This window comes from Roseburia sp. AF12-17LB (genome assembly GCF_003479605.1).
GTDB lineage: Bacteria > Bacillota > Clostridia > Lachnospirales > Lachnospiraceae > Roseburia_C > Roseburia_C amylophila.
Genome location: NZ_QUHR01000006.1, coordinates 108,777 through 132,980, shown reverse-complemented (window position 1 = coordinate 132,980; position 24,204 = coordinate 108,777). Strand labels below are relative to the sequence as shown.

27 protein-coding genes, 1 pseudogene and 1 riboswitch are annotated in these 24,204 nt (G+C 41.2%); of the genes and pseudogenes, 3 read left to right on the top strand and 25 right to left on the bottom strand.

Annotation, left to right across the window (positions count from 1 at the left end; translation table 11 throughout):
* Positions 1-7 precede the first annotated feature (7 nt).
* The 7 genes from rnc to DWV68_RS09055 form a co-directional block, all read right to left on the bottom strand.
* Complete coding sequence (gene rnc / locus DWV68_RS09085; protein ID WP_022244087.1) at positions 8-706, bottom strand: ribonuclease III; 699 nt, start codon at positions 704-706, stop codon at positions 8-10.
* 229 nt (positions 707-935) lie between these two features.
* The gene (gene acpP / locus DWV68_RS09080) at positions 936-1,166 is read right to left on the bottom strand and encodes an acyl carrier protein (protein WP_022244086.1); all 231 of its coding nucleotides are present in this window, start codon (positions 1,164-1,166) and stop codon (positions 936-938) included.
* Positions 1,167-1,179: 13 nt separating this feature from the next.
* On the bottom strand, positions 1,180-2,199 hold the full coding sequence (gene plsX / locus DWV68_RS09075; RefSeq protein WP_022244085.1) for a phosphate acyltransferase PlsX: 1,020 nt from the start codon (positions 2,197-2,199) through the stop codon (positions 1,180-1,182).
* A gap of 81 nt (positions 2,200-2,280) precedes the next feature.
* Complete coding sequence (locus tag DWV68_RS09070; protein ID WP_197420843.1) at positions 2,281-2,934, bottom strand: YesL family protein; 654 nt, start codon at positions 2,932-2,934, stop codon at positions 2,281-2,283.
* Between the two features lie 116 nt (positions 2,935-3,050).
* A complete protein-coding gene (gene rpmF, locus DWV68_RS09065; RefSeq protein ID WP_022244083.1) occupies positions 3,051-3,230 on the bottom strand; it encodes a 50S ribosomal protein L32 in 180 nt (59 codons plus the stop codon).
* Between the two features lie 4 nt (positions 3,231-3,234).
* Positions 3,235-3,759: a YceD family protein gene (locus tag DWV68_RS09060; RefSeq protein WP_197420842.1), complete on the bottom strand. Its 525-nt coding sequence runs from the start codon at positions 3,757-3,759 to the stop codon at positions 3,235-3,237.
* 71 nt (positions 3,760-3,830) lie between these two features.
* Entirely contained in the window at positions 3,831-5,021 is a 1,191-nt protein-coding gene (locus DWV68_RS09055; protein ID WP_022244081.1) for an acetate kinase, read from the bottom strand.
* Between the two features lie 226 nt (positions 5,022-5,247).
* On the opposite strand from DWV68_RS09055, the gene DWV68_RS09050 reads away from it, so the two are divergent.
* Positions 5,248-6,507: a nucleotidyltransferase gene (locus DWV68_RS09050; protein ID WP_118087553.1), complete on the top strand. Its 1,260-nt coding sequence runs from the start codon at positions 5,248-5,250 to the stop codon at positions 6,505-6,507.
* Positions 6,508-7,052: 545 nt separating this feature from the next.
* Here DWV68_RS09050 and DWV68_RS09045 read toward each other — a convergent pair.
* The 11 genes from DWV68_RS09045 to DWV68_RS08995 form a co-directional block, all read right to left on the bottom strand.
* On the bottom strand, positions 7,053-8,231 hold the full coding sequence (locus DWV68_RS09045) for a phosphoribosylaminoimidazolecarboxamide formyltransferase (protein ID WP_022244079.1): 1,179 nt from the start codon (positions 8,229-8,231) through the stop codon (positions 7,053-7,055).
* Between the two features lie 39 nt (positions 8,232-8,270).
* Entirely contained in the window at positions 8,271-8,984 is a 714-nt protein-coding gene (locus DWV68_RS09040) for an IMP cyclohydrolase (protein ID WP_022244078.1), read from the bottom strand.
* A gap of 135 nt (positions 8,985-9,119) precedes the next feature.
* A riboswitch (ZMP/ZTP riboswitch) is annotated at positions 9,120-9,200 on the bottom strand.
* Between the two features lie 42 nt (positions 9,201-9,242).
* Entirely contained in the window at positions 9,243-10,436 is a 1,194-nt protein-coding gene (locus DWV68_RS09035) for a glycosyltransferase family protein (protein WP_118665596.1), read from the bottom strand.
* A 24-nt stretch (positions 10,437-10,460) separates the two neighbouring features.
* Positions 10,461-11,825, bottom strand: a complete 1,365-nt coding sequence (locus DWV68_RS09030) for a PFL family protein (RefSeq protein WP_117698745.1) — start codon at positions 11,823-11,825, stop codon at positions 10,461-10,463.
* 104 nt (positions 11,826-11,929) lie between these two features.
* Positions 11,930-12,214, bottom strand: a complete 285-nt coding sequence (locus tag DWV68_RS09025; protein ID WP_022244074.1) for an ACT domain-containing protein — start codon at positions 12,212-12,214, stop codon at positions 11,930-11,932.
* A 35-nt stretch (positions 12,215-12,249) separates the two neighbouring features.
* The gene (locus tag DWV68_RS09020; RefSeq protein ID WP_117698746.1) at positions 12,250-13,047 is read right to left on the bottom strand and encodes an MBL fold metallo-hydrolase; all 798 of its coding nucleotides are present in this window, start codon (positions 13,045-13,047) and stop codon (positions 12,250-12,252) included.
* 20 nt (positions 13,048-13,067) lie between these two features.
* A complete protein-coding gene (locus tag DWV68_RS09015; RefSeq protein WP_118665594.1) occupies positions 13,068-15,326 on the bottom strand; it encodes a cell division FtsA domain-containing protein in 2,259 nt (752 codons plus the stop codon).
* The gene (gene coaE / locus DWV68_RS09010; protein WP_022244071.1) at positions 15,319-15,933 is read right to left on the bottom strand and encodes a dephospho-CoA kinase; all 615 of its coding nucleotides are present in this window, start codon (positions 15,931-15,933) and stop codon (positions 15,319-15,321) included. Before coaE ends, DWV68_RS09015 begins: the two co-directional genes overlap by 8 nt.
* A gap of 15 nt (positions 15,934-15,948) precedes the next feature.
* Positions 15,949-18,585 (bottom strand): DNA polymerase I, encoded by a 2,637-nt coding sequence (gene polA / locus DWV68_RS09005; RefSeq protein ID WP_118665592.1) that lies wholly within the window; start codon positions 18,583-18,585, stop codon positions 15,949-15,951.
* A 6-nt stretch (positions 18,586-18,591) separates the two neighbouring features.
* Positions 18,592-19,059: an acyl-CoA thioesterase gene (locus tag DWV68_RS09000; RefSeq protein WP_117698750.1), complete on the bottom strand. Its 468-nt coding sequence runs from the start codon at positions 19,057-19,059 to the stop codon at positions 18,592-18,594.
* A 90-nt stretch (positions 19,060-19,149) separates the two neighbouring features.
* Positions 19,150-19,653: a cysteine hydrolase family protein gene (locus DWV68_RS08995; protein WP_118057237.1), complete on the bottom strand. Its 504-nt coding sequence runs from the start codon at positions 19,651-19,653 to the stop codon at positions 19,150-19,152.
* 115 nt (positions 19,654-19,768) lie between these two features.
* On the opposite strand from DWV68_RS08995, the gene DWV68_RS14325 reads away from it, so the two are divergent.
* A complete protein-coding gene (locus DWV68_RS14325) occupies positions 19,769-19,951 on the top strand; it encodes a DUF6774 domain-containing protein (protein WP_117698752.1) in 183 nt (60 codons plus the stop codon).
* 262 nt (positions 19,952-20,213) lie between these two features.
* Here the strand turns inward: DWV68_RS14325 and DWV68_RS14735 are convergent, their stop codons facing one another.
* The 7 genes from DWV68_RS14735 to DWV68_RS08965 all read right to left on the bottom strand — a co-directional run bounded on the left by DWV68_RS14735 (position 20,214) and on the right by DWV68_RS08965 (position 23,553).
* Positions 20,214-20,351 carry a hypothetical protein gene (locus DWV68_RS14735; protein ID WP_243089512.1) on the bottom strand — a complete coding sequence of 46 codons (138 nt, stop codon included), beginning with the start codon at positions 20,349-20,351 and terminating at the stop codon, positions 20,214-20,216.
* A gap of 102 nt (positions 20,352-20,453) precedes the next feature.
* Positions 20,454-20,561 carry a DUF3303 domain-containing protein gene (locus DWV68_RS15180; protein WP_442970104.1) on the bottom strand — a complete coding sequence of 36 codons (108 nt, stop codon included), beginning with the start codon at positions 20,559-20,561 and terminating at the stop codon, positions 20,454-20,456.
* Positions 20,561-20,689, bottom strand: a complete 129-nt coding sequence (locus DWV68_RS14880) for a hypothetical protein (RefSeq protein ID WP_279222410.1) — start codon at positions 20,687-20,689, stop codon at positions 20,561-20,563. Before DWV68_RS14880 ends, DWV68_RS15180 begins: the two co-directional genes overlap by 1 nt.
* Complete coding sequence (locus DWV68_RS08980) at positions 20,686-21,327, bottom strand: nitroreductase family protein (protein WP_117698757.1); 642 nt, start codon at positions 21,325-21,327, stop codon at positions 20,686-20,688. Before DWV68_RS08980 ends, DWV68_RS14880 begins: the two co-directional genes overlap by 4 nt.
* Before the next feature lie 206 nt (positions 21,328-21,533).
* The gene (locus tag DWV68_RS08975) at positions 21,534-22,442 is read right to left on the bottom strand and encodes a radical SAM mobile pair protein B (RefSeq protein WP_118665590.1); all 909 of its coding nucleotides are present in this window, start codon (positions 22,440-22,442) and stop codon (positions 21,534-21,536) included.
* Positions 22,430-23,119: a radical SAM mobile pair protein A gene (locus DWV68_RS08970; protein WP_118087559.1), complete on the bottom strand. Its 690-nt coding sequence runs from the start codon at positions 23,117-23,119 to the stop codon at positions 22,430-22,432. Before DWV68_RS08970 ends, DWV68_RS08975 begins: the two co-directional genes overlap by 13 nt.
* Entirely contained in the window at positions 23,116-23,553 is a 438-nt protein-coding gene (locus DWV68_RS08965; protein WP_004853467.1) for a radical SAM mobile pair system MarR family transcriptional regulator, read from the bottom strand. Before DWV68_RS08965 ends, DWV68_RS08970 begins: the two co-directional genes overlap by 4 nt.
* 459 nt (positions 23,554-24,012) lie before the next feature.
* Here DWV68_RS08965 and DWV68_RS08955 point away from each other — a divergent pair.
* Positions 24,013-24,138, top strand: a pseudogene (locus DWV68_RS08955) (DUF6061 family protein); the annotation flags it as partial.
* Between the last annotated feature and the right edge of the window lie 66 nt (positions 24,139-24,204).

Sequence of the window (24,204 nt, the reverse complement as noted above, 5' to 3'; positions counted from 1 at the left end):
CCTCCGTTTAAGAGCGCTTATTCTCCTGCTGTTTCAGCTTAAGCAGCGCCTGATATGCAGCTTCCTGTTCTGCTGCTTTCTTTGTATGTCCCATTCCCTCTCCAATGGACTTTTCTCCGATTCTGGCTTCTACCACAAACCGCTTATCATGATCCGGTCCTTCTTCCCGGATCAACTGATAATTCAGTTCTTCATTATATCCTGCCTGTACTATCTCCTGCAGGATAGTCTTGCTATCATAAAAGAGCTGTTTGTGCTCAATGTCTGTCAGAATGTATTTTAACACAAACTCTTTTGCATTAGCAAAACCACCATCCAGAAAAATTGCTCCTATTACTGCTTCCAATGCATCCGAAAGAATGGATTTCCGATTTCTTCCTCCTGTTAAATCCTCTCCTTTTCCCAGATACAGATATTTTCCCAAATCAATTGCTCTGGTACAAAATGCCAGTGTCGGCTCACACACAAGGCTTGCCCGGAGCTTGGTCAGTTCACCTTCCGAATAATCCGGATACTTCTGGTATAAGAATTCACTGGATGTAACCTCAAGCACTGCATCGCCTAAGAATTCCAGCCGCTCATTATCTGAGTGCTTCTTCATATGTCTTTCATTGGCATAGGAACTATGGGTTAATGCCTGTCTTAATAATCCCTGATTGTTGAAATGATATCCTATCACTTCTTCAAATTCATGTAATCTGCTCACTGTTTTCTCCTTCTAACTGTCGATGCTGCCCGCAAACTACGGGAAACACGCTTTGCAAGCCGCCTGCGGCGGTCGCTTGCGGCATCTACCTTATATGCCGCAGCGTGCATCCGCGCGGAGCGTTTTTTACTTTACAGGAAAGAAATTTCCTGTAAAGCAAAAAAGAATCCGGCATGCCGGACTCTTTCGCACAATATGCTTCCTTTGAAGAATACTATCTATTCTGCTTTTAGTTCAGCGCACTCTTTATCTGCTCTACCGCATCGCCTACAGTAACAATTTTCTCTGCTTCTTCATTTGGAATCTCAATATCAAATTCTTCCTCCAGACCCATGATAATCTGGAAAACATCCAATGAATCTGCGCCAAGGTCATCTACAAAAGTAGTTTCCATACTAATCTCTTCTTCGTCCACATTCAGGACTTCTGCAATAATTTTTTTCAGTTTTTCAAATTCCATAATCTTTTCCTTTCTATTCTTCTGTTTCAGAAATTACTATATTTTTTTTGATTTTATTATTGATATCCTGTTCTTTAAATGTAACACACTGAATGATGGAATTCTTTACTTCCTTCGCCTTGGAGCTTCCATGTGTTTTAACCACCAGTCCATTCAGTCCAAGCAATGGTGCCCCGCCATACTGGGATGCATCGAAAGATTTTAATGTCTTCTTCAGTGCCGGCAATGCCAATGCTGCACCAATCTTACTCTTTAGGCTGCTGAGCATTCCCTGCTTTACTACACCAATCAGCGTACTGGAAAGTCCTTCATAAAGTTTAAGGATTACATTTCCTACAAACGCTTCACAGACAATGACATCTGCTCCGCCATGTGGTATCTCTCTTGCTTCAATACTTCCCACAAAATTGATATCCTTGCATTCTTTTAATAAAGGATATGTTTCCTTTACCAGTGCATTTCCTTTTTCTTCTTCTGCTCCGATATTTACGATTGCAACTCTCGGGTTCTTGATTCCCACAACATTTTCCATATAAATGGAACCCATCCTGGCAAACTGTACCAGATGTGAAGAACGGGCATCTACATTTGCTCCACAATCAATGAGCAGGGATACTCCTGTCTCGGTCGGAATCAGCGGTGCCAAAGGCGGACGCTCGATACCACGGATTCTTCCTACAATCACCTGTCCACCAACTAATACGGCTCCGGAACTTCCTGCCGATACAAATGCATCTGCTTCCTTCTGTTTTACCATATTCATTCCCACAACAATTGATGAATCCTTTTTCTTACGAATTGCATTTACCGGATGTTCCGCAGTCTCAATTACTTCTGTTGCATTCTTAATTTCAATCTGGTCTTTCTCATAGGTATACTTTTTCAATTCTTCAGCAATAACCTCCTGCTGTCCAACCAGTACAACCTGTATATCTCTGCGTGTATTTACTGCCTCGATGGCACCTTTTACAATTTCGCCCGGCGCGTTGTCGCCTCCCATTGCATCAACTGCCACTCTAATGACTTCCTGCATATACATTCCTCCTGTAAATCTGCCATCACATTAAGCCTATATTGAAATATACTATAACTTTCCATAGAAATCAACAGAAAACTAATTGAAATATTCCCGGTTCCGTTCCTCTTCTTTGGCAATGTCCTCCTCTGACATATAACGCAAGAAAATCTTCTCCATAATTCCATTCTGAATTGCAATAAATGCCGCCGGTGCAAAAATTAATAAAAATGGAATCAGATATACTAAAAATGCAATTACCAGCAAAATCACCAGCATAAGAATGGTCTTTGGCAGATGTGCAAATGACATCAGTGCCGCATTCTTTACAATTGCTTTATTGGTATTTTCAAAACGGGCAATGTTCGGATATACATATAACCAGATTGCAATCTCAAATACCAGCATAACAACGAAAATCACAAAAGCCTTGCCCCACGCTGCTCCGGCTTTCATAAACTGGAACATGATAAACCAGTCTGCTCCCATAACAAGACCAATCAGTAAGAAAATCAGCCAGATTACGGTTGCCTGTTTGAAATTAGAACGGAAGGATGACCAGAACTCTTTCCAGATATATCCTCTGCCATGGCGGATTACTTTATTCACTGCATAATAAAGTGCAGTGCAGGATGCTCCAATGGTAAAAACCGGAATACATGCCATAAACCAGATTAAACTCAGGCAGAATATGTTAATCACTTTATCAAATGCACTAAAGAACTTATTATTATAATTAAAAATAATACTCATGCCTTCTCCTTTTCTATGAATAGGCATTCGCAAAACCTGAATTGTTCTGCAAATGCCTATCTTTTTCATAAAGTAAAAAGGGAGTGTTTTTGCAAACACTCCCGGTCACTTCTTAATTAGTCCTGAGGAATAATTTCTTTCTTGTTGTATGAACCGCAGTTCTTACATACTCTGTGAGGCATCATCAAAGCGCCGCACTTACTGCATTTTACTAAACTTGGAGCAGTCATTTTCCAGTTTGCTCTTCTTTTATCTCTTCTTCCTTTGGAAGATTTGTTCTTTGGACAAATTGACATCTGGTTACACCTCCTTAAATTTATTGAAAATATCTTGAATTGCTGCCATTCTCGGGTCCAGCTCAGATTTCTCGCAGTCACAAGTCTTGACATTCAGATTCGTACCGCATTTCTTACAAATCCCCTTGCAATCCTCTCTGCACAGAACCTTCATTGGCCAGTTCACCAAGATTTCATCATAGACCATTTTATCAATATCAAGCTGAAATCCTTTCATGTAGTCTGCCTCATCCATCTCTTCTTCCGAAGCATCCGCATCTTCCAATGGGAACTTCTTATCGAATACAAGGTGGAAATCTGTTGGAACTTCTTCCAAGCAGCGGTCACATGGTATTGCTATCCTTACGTCCGTTTCTCCGTGAATCAGTAAATCCTTATTCTCTTCATTAACGATACGCAGCTCGAATGGCTTTTTCTCTATGAACGGAAACACACCTAACTTTGAATCAAAGGATGTCAATTCAATTACAGCCTCTTTCGTAAGCTCTTTATTTTCACATGAACATACATCGGTTAAATCTAATATCACGTTTGTCTCCTTTTCACACCTAAACAATTATACATAGCACTATAGCTTTTGTCAACAATATTTTTCCTTTTTTAGCCTACCAAAGCTACGGTTTCTCTTGCGATTGCAAGTTCCTCGTTGGTCGGGATAATGCATACGGTTACTTTGGAATCCGGAGTAGAAATAATCTTATCCTCTCCACGAACCATATTTGCTTCCTTATCCATGGTAATTCCAAGATATCCGAAGTATGCAAGAATCTTCTCACGGATGAAAGATGTATTCTCACCAATTCCTGCGGTAAATGCAATGGCATCTACTCCGTTCATTGCAGCCACATAAGCACCGATATATTTTGCTACACGGTAAGCAAATACTTCACATGCTGCAATTGCTCTTGGATTTCCTTCATGATAAGCAGCCTCGAGGTCACGGAAATCACTGGATACACCGGAAAGTCCCTCTACACCGGATTTCTTATTTAATACATCCATAATTCCGTCGATGTCAAGGTTTTCTTTCTTTGCAATGAATTCCATGATTGCCGGGTCAATGTCACCGGAACGTGTTCCCATTACAAGTCCCTCTAATGGAGTAAGTCCCATAGAGGTATCTACACATTTACCATCTAATACAGCACTGATGGATGCTCCGTTTCCAAGGTGGGCAACAATCAGTCTGGAATTGTTATAATCAAGATTTAAGAACTCAGCCAGACGTTTGGATACGAAGCTGTGGCTTGTTCCGTGGAAACCGTAACGTCTTACCTTGTATTTCTCATAATATTCATATGGCAGACCATAAAGATAAGCCTTCTGCGGCATGGTCTGATGGAAAGCGGTATCAAACACACCTACCATTGGTACACCAGGCATAAGCTCCTGACATACACGAATACCAATTAAGTTTGCAGGGTTATGAAGTGGTGCAAGCTCATTACACTCTTCCACTTTTGCTAATACTTCTTCATTTAACACAACAGACTGGGCGAATTTCTCACCACCATGTACAACACGATGTCCTACTGCATCAATCTCAGAAAGGCTCTTTACCGCACCTGTCTTTGGGTTTACCAGTGCATCCAGTACCATCTGGATACCTTCTTTATGGGTCGGCATTGGTGCTTCTGTTATCTCTTTATCATGGCCAGCAAGCTGGTATACTAATCTTCCATCAATTCCGATTCTTTCACAAAGTCCTTTAGCCAGTACAGCTTCTGTATCTGAATTAATAAGCTGATACTTCAAAGAAGAACTTCCACAGTTAATAACTAATACGTTCATCTGTTTTCTCCTCACTGCTATTTTTTTACGGTTCATTGTTACAAATCCGCATATGTATGTTTAGTATACGCCTATTTTAAATGGTGTTCAAGTACAGTGTCTGAAAAAATGCAAAGAAAAATATTTTTTCGGAATTCTTCTTATGAATACTTTCCATAAGTAATTTGCCAAAAATATGGGAATAATGCTATGATAGAACTATATTATTTGTAACTTTGGAGGACTTATGCGCATCATAGGAATCATTGCAGAATACAATCCGTTTCATAACGGTCATGCTTACCAGATAGAAAAAATCCGTTCCCTGACCCAGGCTGACTTCGTTATCGCAGCCATGAGTGGAAATTTCGTTCAGCGGGGAGAACCGGCTCTTATTGACAAATATGCACGAACAGAAATGGCATTAAGCTGCGGTGCTGACCTGGTAATTGAGCTGCCAGCCCTCTGGGCAACTGCTTCTGCCGAACTTTTTGCTTCTGCAGGTGTTGCACTCATGCGTAAATGTGGCTGCGTAGACACCCTCTGCTTTGGTGCAGAAACAGACAACCTTTCTTTATTAAAAGAAGTTGCTTCCCTGCTCGTATCCGAACCAGAGGACTACAAAGAAGTTCTCTCTTCCTGTCTCAAAAAAGGAATGTCCTATCCTGCCGCAAGAAGTCAGGCGGTATGCAGCTATTTAAAAGAAGCCAACCCGCAAATCCCGGCAGATGAACTTGCCAGCCTTTTAAATGAGCCAAATAATATTCTTGCTATTGAATATTTAAAAGCGATTCAGGCTCAGAATGCCGCCATCACCCCTTATCTGATTCAGCGGACCGGAGACGGCTATCACGAAGCGGCACTTAACAGCAGTCTTTCCTCTGCCACTGCCATAAGAAAAGAACTTCTTTCAAACGGCTGGAATGACATCACTACATTAAATCCATATCTGCCGGAAGCTGCTTATTCTATTTTAAAAGAATATCTTAATCTTTATCCGCCGGTTTCTGCCAATGATTTTTCTGCTCCGCTCTCTTACCTTCTGTTACAGCAGAGTGAAGCACAACTGGCTTTCTGTGGTGATTCCAATGAAGCAATTGCCCACCGGATAAAAAATTTGCAAAAACAGTTTCATTCCTTTGAGCAGTTCTGCCAGTTACTGAAAACAAAGGATATGACTTATACCAGAATCAGCCGGATTTTCACGCACCTTCTGCTTCAGATTACAAAGGACGATTACCGCCTGGGCAGATCATTGGATTATATTCCTTATCTCCGGATTTTAGGTTTCCGCAAAGATGCTTCCAGGCTTCTTACTATTTTAAGCAACTACGCCAGTGTTCCTATGATCTCCAAAACTGCCGATGCCTATAACTTTCTTTCTTCCGATGCAGCAAAGGTTTTTGATTTTGATATTTTTGCCGGCGAATTATACGAAAACATCCTGTCCGGAATAACCGGTCAGGATGCCAGAAGCGAGTTTGTACGCAATATTGTAAGGGTGTGAATTTTCCGTGCCGTCTGATTCCACCATTTGGTTGGTGGGAAAATCAAAAGAGTGTTTGATAAGAACTAAGATTTTGATTGTAAAAGGACATCTTAGTTCTTTGGCAGTAAAATTTCAGCAGTTCTTAGCAGTTTGTTTTTCTTGAATGTAAACTGTCTTTCCGTTGCTTTGACTGGATGTCTGCACTGTCCGTCGGGTACGGATGCTCTATAAAGCCTGCAAGGGGCACTGGGAATTTCGGATAATACATCACATTATCTGGCAACCAGCGCAAATTCACATCCATGTTCAAATGCGCCTCGCTGGCACATCCCTGTGCCAGCGTTGCCTGTTGCCAGACGAAATTCCAAGTGCCCCTAACAGCCTTTATTATGCATCCGTACTTCGACGAACCGTACAGACATCTTGTCAAACATTGGAAAGACTGTTTTTATCTCAAAAAGAAAAACAAACTGCTTAGTAACTGCGGAATTTTATAGCAGGAACTAAATGTCCTTTCACAAAGCAAAATCTTATCTTTCAAATCCTATCTGATTTTCCAGCTCCTAGTGGTGGAACAGACGGATTCCGGTAAAGCTCATCACCATACCATATTTGTTACAGGTTTCGATTACATGGTCATCACGGATAGATCCGCCCGGCTGTGCTACATACTGCACGCCACTTCTGTGGGCGCGCTCGATGTTATCTCCAAATGGGAAGAACGCATCAGAGCCAAGAGATACTCCGGTATTCTTATCTAACCATGCACGTTTTTCTTCTGCCGTAAATACAGCAGGTCTGGTCTTAAATATCTTCTCCCATTCGCCATCTGCAAGTACGTCCATATAATCCTCGCCAATGTAAAGGTCGATTGCATTATCACGGTCAGCTCTGCGAATTTTATCTAAAAATGGCAGATTCAGTACCTGTGGAGACTGGCGTAACCACCAGTTATCTGCTTTGGAGCCTGCTAATCTGGTACAGTGGATACGGGACTGCTGTCCGGCACCAATACCGATTGCCTGTCCGTCTTTTACATAACATACGGAGTTAGACTGTGTATATTTTAAAGTAATCATGGAAATTGCCAGATCTCTCTTTGCTGATTCCGGCAGCTCTTTGTTTTCTGTTACAATATTGTCAAAGAAATGCTCGTCAATATTTAACTCATTTCTTCCCTGCTCAAAGGTAACGCCAAATACCTGTTTACGCTCGATTGGGTCCGGAATATAGTCAGGATCAATTTCAATGACATTGTAATTGCCATTTTTCTTTGCTTTTAAAATTTCTAATGCGTCATCATCATAGCCCGGTGCAATGACTCCATCAGATACTTCTCTTTTAATTAAAAGTGCGGTTGCTTTATCACAGACATCAGAAAGAGAAATGAAATCTCCGAAAGAGGACATACGGTCAGCGCCTCTTGCTCTTGCATATGCATTGGCAATCGGTGTAAATTCTACATCCATGTCATCTACCCAGTAAATCTTACGCTCTACGTCAGAAAGTGGAAGTCCCACTGCTGCACCTGCCGGAGAAACATGTTTAAAAGAAGTGGCTGCCGGAAGTCCGGTTGCTTTCTTTAATTCTTTTACTAACTGCCAGCCATTGAATGCGTCTAAGAAGTTAATATAACCTGGTTTACCATTTAATACTTTGATTGGCAATTCGCCATTTTCCATGTAAATTCTGGATGGTTTCTGATTTGGGTTACAACCATATTTTAATTCTAATTCTTTCATTTTATTTTCCTCTCTCGCACGAATCTTATTCACAAAATCTTATTTGTTCTTGTTTACAATGCGGCTTTCATATTTTCCGGTTTCAATATCAATATATCTTACAAATAAGGATACCTTATTGTCTGCATTCAGGTTATTCCATACCAGCTCGGTAAATGCATCAATGTCATCTCCGATATCAACCAGTACCGGTTCGCCTTCAAAGCTTGGTAATGGATTTCCATCATTCATATAAGTATGAATGAAATGTCCTTCCCCAGCTACCGGATTCTCATAAGCAAATGTATAACGGTTGCAGGCATCCGGATTACCATTGTTGCTCTTTAAAATAGACATTGCATAATTGTATTTTCCATCTTCCACATGCATGATTCCGGAAATACGCGGTGTATAGTTAGGTGCGTCCGGCTCAAATTCTCTGGTTCTTAATGCCTGTTCGAAGGTCTGCTGTTTATCCATCAGTTCATAAATGGTATCTGTCTGGTCTCCATTGGTTACAATGGTCTTATTGCCCAGTACACGAACCGGTGCATAAATAATAAGACTTGGGTCACTTAATTTTGCAGGGTCAAATGCCTGGGTACGGATTCCTTCTCCATCCTCAACAAATACACGGTTACGGCTGTTCTCGCTTCTTCCCATGATAAAATAAGCAGTTACCGCATACTTTCCATTCTTCGACTTTCCAATTACAATTCCTCTTCCCGGATAAGTAGTGCTTCCAAGTTCTTCTGCTAATGAAGTCATCTTCATTTTTGTTCCTCCTTCTTACGCTCCATGTAATTTTTAAAGTTGCTGCAGCTTTCGTCAAAGTCTCTTTCTCTTTCGAATTTTTCCTGTGACTTTTCCTGTTTGCATGCATAAAAAAATACCGACACGTATCCCGAGCTTAACTGCCCAGACGGTCGGCTTTCTCAGGTCATACTTCATGTGGTTATTCCCACGGTTCCGTCAGTCATATGACCTGAATTTAGTAAAACATATTCCAAAACACTTGTCAAGGAATTCTTCCTATAAGAACTCTCTCAGACGTTCTGCACGGTTCGCCCAGGTATCTTCCTTAAGTGCCCGTTCATAAGAATATTCTATGATTTCTTTCATTTTCTTCGGATGTCCCAGCATGGATAATACCTGTTCCGGCAATGTATCCAGATGCTCTAACTCATAAAATGCCAGATCTTTTCCATCGCAGAAACGCTCCTTTAAATAAATGCTGCCATCTGTCAGGGATACTGCTTTATTTAACATGGCTGTAAAAATTCTGTCATGGGCTCCATCCTTAAACCACGGCATGGTATTCAATGCAATCTTGGTATTCCGGATGATTTTTACGCATTCGGCAGAATCAAGCTGTCTTCCGTTTAAAATAAGATTCTCCGGATGTTTTACCTTAAGATTCTCCCACCCTTTGCCAAAAACATGTACCCGTACTCCATTGTCTACCAATGTCCGCACCGTTTCTCCACGGAAATAAGTCCGGTTATACATATCCAAAAAAAGCATTCCTGCAAAGCATGCCATCAGCTCCCGCTCCGTTACTTCCGGAATCTCCCGGCGGACAAAATGCTCCATGGCAGAATCTAACGGCTCTGACGGATGCAGGCGGAGATAATTTAATATCTCATGATAGAAATCAATATATTCCTTCGTCTGGCTGGTAAAATGTTCTTCAATTGCCGGAAGATGCACATAGTTTGCGATAAAACCCACTTCATATTCCCGGTTCTCATATGGAATAAAGTCTGTAGAAATACGTTCTTCCTTATCCATCAGAAAATTCCCTGCCAATGGTAAAAAATGACAGGGAATCCCTTTATAAAACCGTTTCATATAAGAAATATGCTGACGGTCGATGCAGAACACAGTCAGATTCGGAATAGTCTCATCAAGCTGCTTATGATAATACAACGGATGGTCCACAAGAATACAATAGACCGGAATATTTCTGCTGGCAAAGACAGACTGAGACTCTGTCTCCAGCAGGAACTCCTCTCCGCTTAATCCGATAAAGTTAAAGGTAATGACTGCGGTCTCGCCACTTTTTAAAAAGCGGCTTAATCGTTTCGTGTCAGCATATTCTGCCTGAATGTCAAAGAAGAATATCTGATATCCCATCTTGCGAAATGACGCTGCCATCTCATGCGAAAAATAAGTTAATGTTTCTACGCCTCGTTCAAAAAACACAAGTTTACGGATATCACTCATTTTCTTTCTCCATTTCAAAAAATCCTAGTTCTTAAAGCTGTGAATTGGTGCCGGAATTCTTCCCCCACGGTTGATAAATGCATCACAGGAATACTGGTTTACCGGCATAATCGGTGCATAGCCGAATAATCCACCAAATTCTACAGTATCGCCTACTCCCTTTCCGATTACCGGAATCAGACGGGCTGCTGTAGTCTTCTGGTTAATCATTCCAAGTGCCATTTCATCTGCAATAATACCGGAAATGGTAGTTGCCTTGGTATCACCCGGAATTGCAATCATATCGAGACCTACGGAACATACACAGGTCATTGCTTCTAATTTCTCCAGTGTAATGGCATTTGCCTGTACTGCATTAATCATTCCCTGGTCTTCGCTGACCGGAATAAATGCACCACTTAAACCACCGACATAAGAAGATGCCATTACGCCGCCCTTCTTAACCTGGTCATTTAAAAGAGCAAGGGCTGCTGTAGTTCCTGGTGCACCTGCATATTCAAGACCAATTTCACAAAGAATATCTGCTACACTGTCTCCGATTGCAGGAGTTGGTGCCAGGGATAAATCTACAATACCAAATGGAATATTTAAAATTCTCGACGCTTCCTGTGCTACAAGCTGACCTACACGGGTTACTTTAAATGCAGTCTTCTTGATGGTCTCACATAATACTTCAAAGTTCTCTCCACGGACTTTTTCCAGTGCAGTCTTTACAACACCCGGTCCGCTGACACCAACATTGATTACCGCATCTGCCTCTGTTACACCATGGAATGCGCCTGCCATAAACGGGTTGTCATCCGGCGCATTACAGAATACAACCAGTTTCATACAGTCTACAGAATCTCTGTCCTTAGACTGCTCTGCCACCTCTAAGAGAATCTCTCCCATTAATTTTACAGCATCCATGTTAATTCCGGTTTTTGTGGATGCAAGATTTACAGAACTGCAGACTCTTTCGGTACGGCAAAGTGCCATTGGAATAGAACGGATTAAAAGCTCATCTGCCTTTGTCATTCCCTTGGATACCAGTGCAGAATATCCACCAATCAGGTTTACTCCTACTGCTTTGGCTGCTGCATCCATAGTATCTGCGATGGTTGCAAAATCTTCCGGTGTCTTGCAGGCTGCCCCGCCAACCAGTGCAATTGGTGTAACGGAAATTCTTTTATTTACGATTGGGATTCCAAATTCCTGCTCAATCTGATTTCCTGCTGATACCAGATCCTTTGCCACTGTAGTAATTTTCTTATAAATGTTATCGTTTAACTTCTTTAAATCAGAATCAATACAATCCAAAAGACTGATTCCAATGGTAATGGTACGGACATCTAAGTTCTCATGCTCCACCATTTTATTGGTTTCGCTTACTTCCATTATATTAATCATTTTTTGTCTCCTATATTCTGCCTTTCTACGCAGCTCATTTCCTGTATTTTCATTGATACGCCTTAGTGACCTGCCAACAGCAGTTCCCTTTTATGTAAGTCGTATTAAATTCTGTGCATCATATCAAAGATTTCTTCTCTCTGACATTTGATGGTAACACCGATTTCCTCACCTAATTTTTCCAGTGCTGCAGAACACTCAGCAAATGGTGTTTTGGATGTATTTAAATCAACAATCATCATCATATTGAAGAATCCGTCAATGATAGTCTGTGAAATATCCAGTACATTGATATGCTGTTCTGATAAATAAGTACAAACTTTTGCGATAATTCCTACAGTATCTTTTCCTACTACAGTAATAATTGTCTTGCTCTGTGTCTTTTCCATTTTGTTCTCCTCTTATTTTTGCTTTCTTAATATTCTTAAATCCGGATAAGCTCAGACACTTCGTCCCGCTTTGCTACCTGGATTGGAAAATCATTTCCGTGGTACGGGTTCTCACCCTGTTCTACTTCCTGGCGCACTGTCTCATATGCCAGTTCTGCCAGATTATTTTCCTTGCTCAGATGCCCCAATACTACTTTTTTAAACTTATCATGCAGAAGCTGCCCTAAAAATTGTCCACTGCTCTCATTGGAAAGATGTCCTCTGTCCCCTAATATCCGCTGTTTCAGAGGATAAGGATAACTGCCCACCTGAAGCATACGCACATCATGATTTGCTTCTAACAATAATACATCTAAATCCTGCAGCTTGTCTATAAGATAATTGTCATATTTCCCTAAATCAGTAATGACCGCCATCTTTTTATCTGACTGTTTCATGATGTATGCCACCGGATTTGCGGCATCATGGGAAATGGATACCGGCTCCACCGTAATATCTCCAATCTGAAATTCCACTCCGGCTTCGATAGGATGAAACAATGTCTCATCTACTTTTCCCACACTGGAAATCCCTTTGACTGCCTCAATGGTCTCTGCCGTGGCATAGATTGGAATTCCATATTTTCTTGCTACCACGCCAAGACCGGAAATGTGGTCTGAATGTTCGTGGGTCACAAGCAGTGCCTGCATTTCCGCGGTTTTCAAACCGATACTGTTTAATCCTGCTTCAATGCGCTTTCCACTGATTCCGGCATCAATCATCAGATGGCTGCTTTCTGTTCCTGCGTAGATACAGTTTCCACTGCTTCCACTTGCAATACTGCATAATTCCATTTTCTTATGTCTCTTTCTATTTAGTAATTCTCTTTCCAGTACACTTCAATTTTATCGCCGTCCTGCAATACCTGTGTATACTGGGCATCCACGCCATTGATTAAAGTTACAATTGCTCTTCCGTGGGATGCTGACAAATCAAAATCAATATAATCAAAAATATCCACAAATACATATTCTTCTTTACCACTTAAAGTAATTTCCTGATTGTTTGCAATAATATGTAATTCTCTTGTTTCCGGCTCTGCCGGTTTCTGCACCGGTGCATCAGCTGCTGTTTCTGCTGCAGAATCTGTATTCGTTTCAACTGCCGGCTCTGCACCTGCCGTTTGAATGCCATCCGCTGCATTTTCATCCGCAGCATTTTCGTCTGTCACAGATTCAGCTGCCACAGAAGCTTCTGTCTCATGAACTTCAGCTGCACTGTCTGTGCTTTCTTCTGTTGAAGCTTCTTCCGGTCCGGCATCAAATCTGTGGTCTGCCTGTCCATAGGAAATATGACGTTCACCGCTTTCATAGGCAGAAGCACTCCATTCGATTTCAAAGTTCTCATAGCAAAGGGAACCCATATCTGCCGGTTTTCCATTTAAGATAATTCCGGCTTCTTCATCAATCCGCACATCCATAAACTCTGCCAGCTGTCCAATGGTATAGAAGTTTCTGGTTTCGATTTCGTCCCCTTCCTGAATAACATAATTAGAAGGTTCAAGGCTTCCATTGACCTGAACAAATTTCGGGCAGGTAATATTGATGCCATTGACCTGGAAGGTAATGGTGGAGGATGTATATTCATCTAACTGTTCAATCGTAGATACGGCTTCTTTTCCAATGGTAGAGGCTTCTATGGTAATCTCGGAATTCGGAACCAGTGGTGTATTGATGCTGACTACTCTTCCGTCCACTTTAACAATGGCAGATTCTCCCGGTTCTCCACGGACGATTCTCGGCTTGCCATTTACGGTAAACTCTACTGCCTTGCCCCGTCTTGGGAATAGAGCTTCATTCGGGAAGCCCGCCTGCAATGCAGCGTCCACAATAGTAAGATGGCTGTTGTCATAAAGCTTTAAGCGTTCTCCGTTAAACCGGACCATAATGAAATTATTCTTCTGGTCATAATAATTAAGACAGATTCCAATCGGCGTTACCAGTAATGGGTCTTTCTTAATCTCTTCCTGTGCAAAATGAACCTCTTTTAAAACTTCTTCTCCACGTAATGCCACACGCTCTCTTGGAATTTCAAGCTTGTCTGCAAGCATTTCCGTAAATCCGTGGATTTTGCCGCCGCCGCCAACTACGAAGGCTGCGCTGACTGATTTATCACCATTTAACTCTTTGATTTTCTCTGCCACCTCAGTAGTAATCTTATCTACCGTATCATGGGTTAAATCCCAGATTTCTTCGGATGGAATCGTATGGGTAATGCTCATGATATCTGTAAATTCCACTTCATCCGCCATACCGGATGTCAGCTTCATATGTTCTGCCATATTAAAATCCACCAGATAATGCTGTACAATTAATTCGGTCAGCTCATCTCCGGCATAAGGAATCATGCCATATGCAATAATGCTTCCGTCTCTGGTGACACAGATGTCGGATGTTCCGGCTCCCACATCAACCAGTGCAATATTCAACATACGAAAGGCCTCCGGAATTGCTACGTTGATTGCAGCAATAGGCTCCAAAGTCAGATTGGCAACATTTAATCCAGCCTGCCCTACTGCGGAATACAGACCATCTACAACGTCCTCCGGCAGGAAGGTTACGATAACATCCTCCGAAATTTTCTCTGCCTTATGTCCTTCGATATTGGAAAAGACTTCATCATTGATATAATATTTTACAACGGAATATCCCACACAGTAAAATTTGTAACGGGTATCATTCCTCTCTTTTAAAATCTGCTGGGCATGGTCTACTCCCAGTAAATCCAGAGTATGTATATGTTCTGCAGTTACTACGGTCTCTTCTGCGAATTCATATTCCACGCTGGTGGTCACGGTTTTCAGTACACGGCCAGCGGCAGCAATGCAGACATCGGTAAGCTTTGCCTCTAACTGCCCTTCTAATTCTGCCTTTACTTCTGCAATTGTTCTGCCTACTCTTCCGATGTCATGAATCTGACCATCCAGCATAGCTCTGGTTTCATGCTCTTTCATATACTGGGCTGCCACATAGAAATCTTTGCCTTCCCGATATCCAACTGTTCCAACTACGTTTCTTGTTCCGATATCCAAGCCAAATACAAATTGATTTGCATTCTGTTCTGCATTATCCATTGGTATTTTCTCCCTCATTCTCTATTATCGTTCTTACCTGTGCAATGGTTTCTTCCGTCGTACCATTATTATCAATTACCACTTTGCAATGTCTGCGGTATTCGTTCTCGCAAAGCTGGCTTTCAAACATTTCACTGATTTTTTCATCACTGTAGCCTCTCGACTGCTTCAACCTTGCTCTGCGATTCTCCTCTGAAGTATAAATATACCATAATTCATCGCAAATTTCATCATAATGTTCTTCGATTAATAATGCCGCTTCCAATACCAGATAACGAAGCCTGCCTTCTTCCTTTTCCTGCTCTAATACATGAAGCACATATTCCTTTACTGCCGGATGCAAAATCTCATTCATTCCATTCCGCCTGGCTTCATCCTTGAAAATAATGGCTGCCGCCTTCGGACGGTTCATCTTCCCCTTTTCATCAAAAACATCTGTTCCCGCAAACAGCTCCTGCAATTTTTCGTTACAGGACTGTCCCGGCTCGGAAAGTTCTCTTGCAATATCATCCGCCAGCATTACTTTCGTATCTTCTCTGCCGGCAAGGTATTTTAATATTTCTGTTTTTCCGGCTCCTACGCCTCCGGTAATTCCGATAAATTTCATAATTTCTGCCTTATCCTATTTTGCTTCGTACCAGTTATTTCCGGCATGCATATCTACCTCTAAGGTTACCGCAAGGTCTGCTGCATGAAGCATTTCTTCTTTCAAAATCTTCTCTACCTGCTGCTGTTCTTCTTTACAGGTCTCAACCAAAAGTTCGTCATGTACCTGTAAAATCAGTTTTGATTTCAAGCCTTCCTCTTTCAGGCGGTCATGCACATGAATCATGGCTATTTTAATAATATCTGCTGCAGAACCCTGAATCGGTGCATTCATTGCCACACGTTCTCCAAAGGAACGCTGCATGAAATTACTGGAAGATAACTCCGGCACCGGTCTTCTTCTGCCAAACATTGTTGTGACATAGCCTTTTGTTTTGCCATCCTCTACCAGTCCATCTAAGAATGTCTTGATTCCCGGATAGGTTTCAAAATAGCTCTTAATATACTGTTCTGCTTCTTTTCTTGTAATACTTAAATCCTGACTTAATCCGAAGGAACTGATTCCATAGACAATACCAAAGTTTACTGCCTTTGCATTTCTTCGCTGCAGCGGTGTTACTTCTTCGAACGGCACATGAAATACCTTGGATGCAGTAATCGCATGAATATCTTCTGCATGCTTATATGCATCAATCAGATTTTTATCTCCTGACATATGTGCCAGCAGACGAAGCTCTATCTGGGAATAATCCGCATCTAAGAATACATAACCTTCTCTCGGTAAAAACACTTTACGAATCAGCCGTCCCAATTCCATCCGGATTGGAATGTTCTGTAAATTCGGGTCTGTACTGCTTAAACGTCCGGTGGCTGTTATGGTCTGCTGGAATGTACTGTGAATCCGTCCATCCTCTGCAATAAATGCAGCCAGTCCGTCGGCATATGTGGATTTTAATTTGGTCAGCTGACGGTACTCTAATATTTTTGATACAATCGGATAATCCGGTGCCAGCTTTTCCAGTACATCTGCTGCAGTAGAATATCCGGTCTTGGTCTTCTTGCCATTTGGCATCTGCAATTTTTCAAAAAGAATCACACCAAGCTGTTTTGGTGAATTGATATTAAAGGTCTCACCGGCTTCTTCATAGATTTCTTTTTCAATTTTATCTATGGATACTGCAAGATTCTCTCCATATTCTTTTAAGGCATCTGCATCAATAGCAATGCCTTCCTTTTCCATATCAGATAAGGTATATACCAGCGGCATTTCTATTTTATCAAAGAGTTCTTTCATGCCCTCTTCTTCTAACTGCTTTGCCAGCGGCTCTTTTGCCATTAAATTAATATATGCCTGATAACACGCCATTTTCAAGAATTCTTCCGGCTTTTCTTCCGATGATGTGACAAAATCTTTCTTTCCAAAATAATCCTCTTTCGATGGCACCATCAAATCAAGATAGTCTTTTGCAATATCTTCATAAGCATAGTCATTTTTCAGTGGGTTTAATAAATAAGCTGCTATTTTCACATCAAAAATATGACTTTTTTCATCGGCTTCTATCCATCTAAGCTGTGGTTTTAAATCAAAGGTGCAAAGCTCTACGCCTGCTGCAAGAAGCTGTCTGCTCTGTTCGAATAGATACTGCTTTGTCACAAATCCCGCAACCGGAATATATGCCACATCTTCTTTTGTGCATGCAACTGCAAGTCCAAGCACAACATCCTTTTCATAAATCAACTGGAAGCCTGCTGCCTGCTGCTTCTTTGCCTTTTCAAAAAAATCTTCTACCCCAGCAAAATCCTCGATTCGTTTAAAGTTTTCCTCTCCGGTATTTACCGGTGTGTCCACTTCAAACCGTTTCAAAAGATTCTTAAATTCCAGACGCTTACACATCATATAAGCTTCCGGTGTATATAAATTGCCAATTCTTGCTTCCCTGATATCATATGGGATGTCTGCATCTATCTTAATGGTCGCCAGTGTCTTACTCAACTGTGCCATATCATAATGCTCTTTTAACATCTCTTTCGCACGGTTTGGCTTAATCTCTTCTACATGGGCATATGCATTTTCAATGCTGCCATATGCCACAATCAGGTTCGTGGCTGTCTTTTCGCCGATTCCCGGTACACCCGGAATATTATCTGCGGTATCGCCCATCAGCGCCTTTACATCAATAAACTGCAATGGTGTAACCTGATATTTTTCCAATACCTCTTTGGTATTATAATCTTCGATTTCCGTTCCGGTCCGCTTAGTCTTTGGAATCCGGATCTTAATATGGTCACTGGCAAGCTGCAATAAGTCCCGGTCTCCGGACACTACAGACACTTCATAGCCTGCTGCTTCACTGCGCTTTGCTATGGTTCCCAATAGGTCGTCTGCTTCCAAGCCTTCTTTTTCAATTACCGTAACTCCCATGGCACGCAGCATTTCTTTCATCAGCGGTACCTGCTGCCGTAATTCTTCTGCCATCGGTTTTCTCGTTCCCTTGTATGCATCAAACATCTTATGACGGAATGTTGGTGCATGCACATCAAAAGCAACCGTAAGATACTCCGGCTGCTCTTCCTCTAATATTTTAAATAAAATGTTTAAGAAACCATATACTGCATTGGTATGAAGTCCCTCTGCATTGGTCAAATCCGGTAATCCAAAAAATGCCCGGTTTAATATACTGTGTCCATCGATCAGAACTAATTTTTCGCTCATCTTATCCTAACTTTCCTCATCCATCATCTGGAAGAATTTTGTATCTATTTCAGGGTATGACCGTTTCAAGGAAATCGGCTTACCATTACGATCTAAGAAGCAGTGCTCACTGGCTGCAATGGTACGAAGCTCTCCGGTCGCTTTATCTGTCATACGATAGCGGACACTGAGTTTGATTCCATTGTAACCTGCAATGGCTGTTTCAATGACAACGGTATCCCCAAATCGCACCATGCTCTTATATTCACACTGTACCGACAGCACCGGACTGATAATTTCCTGGTCTTCCATCTGTTTATAGCTGAAGCCCATCTGATCCATCAAGTCCATTCGTGCCTCTTCCATCCAACGGATATAATTGGAATGATGCACAATCCCCATCTGGTCTGTCTCATAATATTTTACATTGTGCTCATACGGTTTTACCTTAATTGGTGTTACTCCATGATAAATATCAACTCTTGTATCCTTCATATCTGTCACCTTCCTTACGAAACGATTATACTCAAAAAACGAACGACGTTCAAGCGTCGGAGGGATTCTTTTGGAATTATTACGCCTTTTCTATTCTCCAATTACATGAATCTGACACATTTTCATAGTGGTAAGCGCTGCCTCATGGGATTCCGGCGTCACTCCGGCACAACATGTAGCATCTACCGTAATCTCTACATCCGGAAATTCTGCTTTCAAAATCAAGGCATTGGATACCACACAGATATCCGTACAAAGACCGCATAATTCTATTTCTTCAAAGTTTCTCTCCGACCAGTGTGTCCATCCAAAGGTCGGTTTATTAATACAGCTGCATCCCGGCACCTCCAAGCCTTCTGCAATCTCCCAGCCCTTTGTTCCTTCAATGCAATGCTCCACCGGAAGCTTCTTTCCCTCCGGTGTACTAAGATAATCTGACTGATGGGTATCCCTGGTAAAAATGATCTCGTCCCCACGCTCCTGATACTCTTTGATTTTCTCTTTTACCTTCGGTACAATTTCTTGTGCCTCTCTGGTTCCAAGTGAACCATCGATAAAGTCATTCTGCATATCTACTACAATCAGTGTTTTCATATTTGATTCCTTTCATTCCCTTTTACCAATTATCTATCGGAAGTTATTTCTTTTATTATACACATTTTCTCTGACAGTTGCATACCATATCATAAATATCTTATGGTCAACTGCTATGTCAAACTGTACAAATCTTTTTTACCTCTCCACAATTTCCTGCCAGTTGTCCGAATGCCTGTCGACCGATGAACTTACGCTCCTTGCTGCAGACCTGGTGGTATTAAGTGATATGCTTGCAAATCTTGCCACCCGGAAATCAATCTGTGAGCCTGCTGCTTCTGCGGAAGATGTACCATAACTTACCTACCGGACTTGCCACCGGCAGCCTCTTTCGGATGCCCGACAGCAAAAATGCAGAGAAGTATCTCTATAAACTACTTCTCTGCATTCTTTTATAATGTCTTGGTAAAGCAAATAATTCTGTTTGCTTCTGTAAAATTCATTGCTTTATGAAATAGAACACTATCTATAGTATCCAACCGGACTGGTTTTTGTTCCTTCTACATAATCATACCGCAACTGGCATTGTGCAAAGCCAATTGGAATATCATTTTCATATTTCAAAAAAATTGAGAGTTTCCTTTTTCCATAATTTCTGAAAATTCAGCAATCAGTTCACTGACCGAATGGCTGTCCCACATTTGTACTGCTAAATTTGCCAGTATTTCTAAATCCTGTTTTTCTGCTTTTCGTACCACATTGTTCCTCCAAACCTGAATTGTCTACTTCTTCATTTTTTCGCTCATTTCATGGCTACTTATTACCGGTATAAATGTAAAATCAGTAACATCATTCCAATTCTAAGCCCACTCCTGCAACACTTCCAAACTTTCAGCTTCATTGATTTGATAACAGGTATTACCGTCTTCTGCAACCCGACTGTTGACATAGGTTTCACCTGTTGGCATCATCCGCCCTTTTTCATCATTTCCAAAATCATATGCTGTCTATTTTCATCTCCCAGTGCAAGCAGAATTTTCTGGCATTGTTCAAAATCTGCCGCCAGCTTATCTATATTTTTCTTTGTATGCATCATTTTACCTCATGTCCAGTTACTGCTTCAAAGTGATATTTGACAATTCCAAGATCTATCTTAGAATAAAATCCTCCAAGATTTTTTGCTGTAACTTTTCCATTTTTCAGTTCCAACTGAAACTTCTGCTGGTTTACGGCAGTAGGTGCAAGACTTACTGCTTCCATACCTCTGTCAAACCATTCTGTACTCTGGTCTGCCTTTCCAAGTTCCACTATACTCTTACTTTTATGTGGAACTCCCTGTGTTTTTCCATATCCCAGTGAAATAATGATTAACAGTTTCTGTCCTCTTTCTATTTCTGCTTTTGATTTACCATGCGTCATTGCTACCCAGCAGGTATTAAGACCAAGTTCCTGACATTTCAAAACAATCTTCTCACCATAATATCCCGCCTTTTCCTGATCATTCTTATTTCCAACAATGGCAATATAATTCTTCACATTTTCAAACTTCCCATAATGAGCCATAAAGGAATTAAAGCACTTCGGTTCGTCATAAAAAGCCTGAATTGATAATTTACTCTCAGCATTGACGTCATTTATCAAAGAGTTGATTTCTTCTCTTTTCGATGGTTCGATAGTCTGATTTTTATACTGTCTTACGCTGTGTCTTTCTTTCATAATTTCTAATATATCCATTACAATATCCTCGCTTTCGTTCATCTAATTAAATCAAGTATATCATATCTTCCCATAAAAAATTCAATGGTAAAGAAAATCAAGACGATTAAAAATAGATAACCATATTTCAGGTTATCTACTCTTAATTTCTGATTTATTCAGTTTTAGAACCTGTAATTGATAAAACATACAACTTCCGGTTTTCCAATTCCATAAACTTGAATTTAGCGATTTCTTTTTCCGGTATTCTCTGTCCCACGGATTTCCTCATGATAGAAATAATCTACGATCACCGGATGCCCCTGCGGGACTCTGCCATAAGGCATTTCATTATCCACAAAGGCACAATCATACTTCTTAGCCATTTTCTCAGCTTTTACTTCAAGTGCTTCAAAGTAGCTGCGATTATGCTTGTTATAGATCTCGTCGTAAAGTGGTACAAGATCAGGATATTTTCCGGCGATATAATCCATAATTGTCTTTTTGAAACCGCCTCGAAGATTGAGATTTTCGAGCCAGAACAGATCGCACTGATTCTTTACCCGCTCAAAGATTGCTTCAAAATCCGTGATACCGGGGAATACCGGGGATACGAAACAGACTGTACGGATACCTGCCTCATATACCTGCTTCATAGCAGCGATACGGTGCTCAATGCTCGAAGCAGAATCCATATCGTTCTTGAAATTTTCATCTAGTGTGTTGATCGACCATGAAACGGTTACACGTCCAAGCTTCTTCAACAGATCAATATCCCATACCACAAGATCCGACTTTGTGCAGATCAGAATATCTGCGTCACTGCCGATCAGCTGCTCCAGAAGTTTTCTGGTATTCCCGAATTGCTCCTCCTGTGGATTGTAGCCATCTGTCACAGAACCGATGACCACCCGCTGTCCGGCATATTTCTTCGGATTTTTAATTTCCGGCCAATGCTTCACATCAAGGAAAGTGCCCCATTCCTCCTTGTGCCCGGTAAAGCGCTTCATAAAAGAAGCATAGCAATACTTGCAGGCATGTGTACAGCCCACATAGGGATTGACCGAGTAACCGCCTACCGGCAGATTAGACTTAGTCATGATGTTCTTTGTTTCCACCTCACGAATGAGGATTCCATTCATTACTTCTTCCATGATTTCTGTACCTCTAACACTTTATTAAATTCTTCCGGCATTTCCTGAATCATATTTTCATCCCCTATGATAGGGACAAGGTCTTCCTTCATAAACACCGGAATGCCGAGCTTATGTGCTTGGTCCGTCAGAGACCATGCCCATTCCGGTTCCGTATGAATCTTCCTGCTCTGAGCTCCGGTCATGGTGCCGACAACGATCCAATTGATTCCGGAAAGGTCAACTGTGCCGGGATCGTCGAATAACGGCTCAAAGGTAACATGGTAATGTTTTGCTCTGACGTTTTTCCGAAGAGCATCGATACGCCACAGTTCTGCTTTCCTCGTCACCGTAACGCCAAACCATGCGTTTTCCAGATCGGTATCAAAATCCAGCAAATCAGGTCGCTTGGTAAGGAACAGGAACTGATGCTGCGGATTTTCACGGATCTTTACAAATACCTCGTCTCTCCATTCCGGCTTCCATCCGGAGAGATCGCTCATGCCGGTAAGAAGAAAGTTCTGCGGACGTTTCTTTTCCATCATCTTAAGCTTACCCGGAAAGAATTCAGGGTCAGCGAAGTCATCAATCATATGCCAGCGTTTCACGTTATTGTGGGCATAGCAATATGTACACCCCACTGTGCAGCCAATGACGATATTCATGTTCTGAATCAGATCTTTGATACAAATACTCATGACTTCTGCCACTCCTCAAGATTCTTTCTGATGCGGTCGAGGCATTCCTCAAACCGGGTAATTTCTTCCTCTGAAAAACCTTTGTAGTAAATACTGCCCATCTCATCAGATACAGAATCGTACTCGCCCTTTAAGGCATGTGCTTTCTCAGTCAGAAACAGGAGTGTTTTCCTTTTGTCCGTTTCAGACTGAACACGGCTTATCAGCCCTTGATTTTCCATTCTTTCCAGCATCGTAGTAAGAGATGTTATCGCTAATCCGCATTTAGTCGAGAGTGACCTGATTGAGATACCATCCTCCTGCCACAGCACATAAAGAATACGTCCCTGAGCTCCATTAAACGCATCAATATTCTTTTCACTGAGAATCTTCTCGAAAATCCGGTCTCCAAGCTGTTTTATTTTGGTAACAAGAAATCCTCCATTCATTTCCATACAAAAGCTCCTATATAGTAGTTTATTAAAAATATACTATATAGGAGCTTTATTGTCAACAGTTTATATGTCTTAATAAGTAAATTCCGTTTTTTCAATTCTCCAAACTGGAATTGAGATTTCACCTGTTTTAAGAGATTTAATAACTGTTATATTTTGTTATTAAATTCTCCGCAAACCCTTGAAAATACTGAATTTATCGCAGGTGAGCTTTCCCTTATTGTTTCCCTTGTATTATATCATCGCACCAGTGTTTACGAACTCTGATAAGGGCAAATACAAGGGCACAAGAGGTCCAGTGGACCTCTGCTCTGTGCCGACCGAAGCGGCAGCGGAGACCAAGAAATCTGATAACACATTATAACACAAAATGAAAGTGACATGGTGAACTGATTGAAATGCTTCTGATTTTTGTAACAAATGATTGATTGAATGATAAGGAGATAAAATACGACGAGAATAATATTTGCAGAATACAATCCACAGCTTAATAGTATTGATGTTTATATATCTGCTGGCTATATGCTCCGCATTGATTGTTGGGAATCAGAAAAGCATTTAAAGACTACACCAGAATCAGACTGTACATGGGGCGAAGAACACAGGGAATAAAACTTATCGTAATTTACATAAAATACAAGCAGGAGCAAA

Excerpts from the sequence above, each read along its gene's own strand:
- DWV68_RS08995 (WP_118057237.1), bottom strand. The coding sequence starts at position 19,653 with ATGAAAACACTGATTGTAGTAGATATGCAGAATGACTTTATCGATGGT.
- DWV68_RS08970 (WP_118087559.1), bottom strand. The coding sequence starts at position 23,119 with ATGAGTATTTGTATCAAAGATCTGATTCAGAACATGAATATCGTCATT.
- DWV68_RS09040 (WP_022244078.1), bottom strand. The coding sequence starts at position 8,984 with ATGAAGATGACTTCATTAGCAGAAGAACTTGGAAGCACTACTTATCCG.
- DWV68_RS09070 (WP_197420843.1), bottom strand. The coding sequence starts at position 2,934 with ATGAGTATTATTTTTAATTATAATAATAAGTTCTTTAGTGCATTTGAT.
- DWV68_RS08980 (WP_117698757.1), bottom strand. The coding sequence starts at position 21,327 with ATGGATATATTAGAAATTATGAAAGAAAGACACAGCGTAAGACAGTAT.
- DWV68_RS15180 (WP_442970104.1), bottom strand. The coding sequence starts at position 20,561 with ATGCCAACAGGTGAAACCTATGTCAACAGTCGGGTTGCAGAAGACGGT.
- DWV68_RS09050 (WP_118087553.1), top strand. The coding sequence starts at position 5,248 with ATGCGCATCATAGGAATCATTGCAGAATACAATCCGTTTCATAACGGT.
- DWV68_RS09030 (WP_117698745.1), bottom strand. The coding sequence starts at position 11,825 with ATGATTAATATAATGGAAGTAAGCGAAACCAATAAAATGGTGGAGCAT.
- rpmF (WP_022244083.1), bottom strand. The coding sequence starts at position 3,230 with ATGTCAATTTGTCCAAAGAACAAATCTTCCAAAGGAAGAAGAGATAAA.
- DWV68_RS09055 (WP_022244081.1), bottom strand. The coding sequence starts at position 5,021 with ATGAACGTATTAGTTATTAACTGTGGAAGTTCTTCTTTGAAGTATCAG.
- acpP (WP_022244086.1), bottom strand. The coding sequence starts at position 1,166 with ATGGAATTTGAAAAACTGAAAAAAATTATTGCAGAAGTCCTGAATGTG.
- DWV68_RS08975 (WP_118665590.1), bottom strand. The coding sequence starts at position 22,442 with ATGGAAGAAGTAATGAATGGAATCCTCATTCGTGAGGTGGAAACAAAG.
- DWV68_RS09020 (WP_117698746.1), bottom strand. The coding sequence starts at position 13,047 with ATGGAATTATGCAGTATTGCAAGTGGAAGCAGTGGAAACTGTATCTAC.
- DWV68_RS09000 (WP_117698750.1), bottom strand. The coding sequence starts at position 19,059 with ATGAAGGATACAAGAGTTGATATTTATCATGGAGTAACACCAATTAAG.
- DWV68_RS09035 (WP_118665596.1), bottom strand. The coding sequence starts at position 10,436 with ATGAGTGATATCCGTAAACTTGTGTTTTTTGAACGAGGCGTAGAAACA.
- DWV68_RS09025 (WP_022244074.1), bottom strand. The coding sequence starts at position 12,214 with ATGGAAAAGACACAGAGCAAGACAATTATTACTGTAGTAGGAAAAGAT.
- plsX (WP_022244085.1), bottom strand. The coding sequence starts at position 2,199 with ATGCAGGAAGTCATTAGAGTGGCAGTTGATGCAATGGGAGGCGACAAC.
- DWV68_RS09015 (WP_118665594.1), bottom strand. The coding sequence starts at position 15,326 with ATGGATAATGCAGAACAGAATGCAAATCAATTTGTATTTGGCTTGGAT.
- polA (WP_118665592.1), bottom strand. The coding sequence starts at position 18,585 with ATGAGCGAAAAATTAGTTCTGATCGATGGACACAGTATATTAAACCGG.
- DWV68_RS14325 (WP_117698752.1), top strand. The coding sequence starts at position 19,769 with ATGTCAAACTGTACAAATCTTTTTTACCTCTCCACAATTTCCTGCCAG.
- coaE (WP_022244071.1), bottom strand. The coding sequence starts at position 15,933 with ATGAAATTTATCGGAATTACCGGAGGCGTAGGAGCCGGAAAAACAGAA.
- DWV68_RS09045 (WP_022244079.1), bottom strand. The coding sequence starts at position 8,231 with ATGAAAGAATTAGAATTAAAATATGGTTGTAACCCAAATCAGAAACCA.
- DWV68_RS08965 (WP_004853467.1), bottom strand. The coding sequence starts at position 23,553 with ATGGAAATGAATGGAGGATTTCTTGTTACCAAAATAAAACAGCTTGGA.
- DWV68_RS14880 (WP_279222410.1), bottom strand. The coding sequence starts at position 20,689 with ATGATGCATACAAAGAAAAATATAGATAAGCTGGCGGCAGATTTTGAA.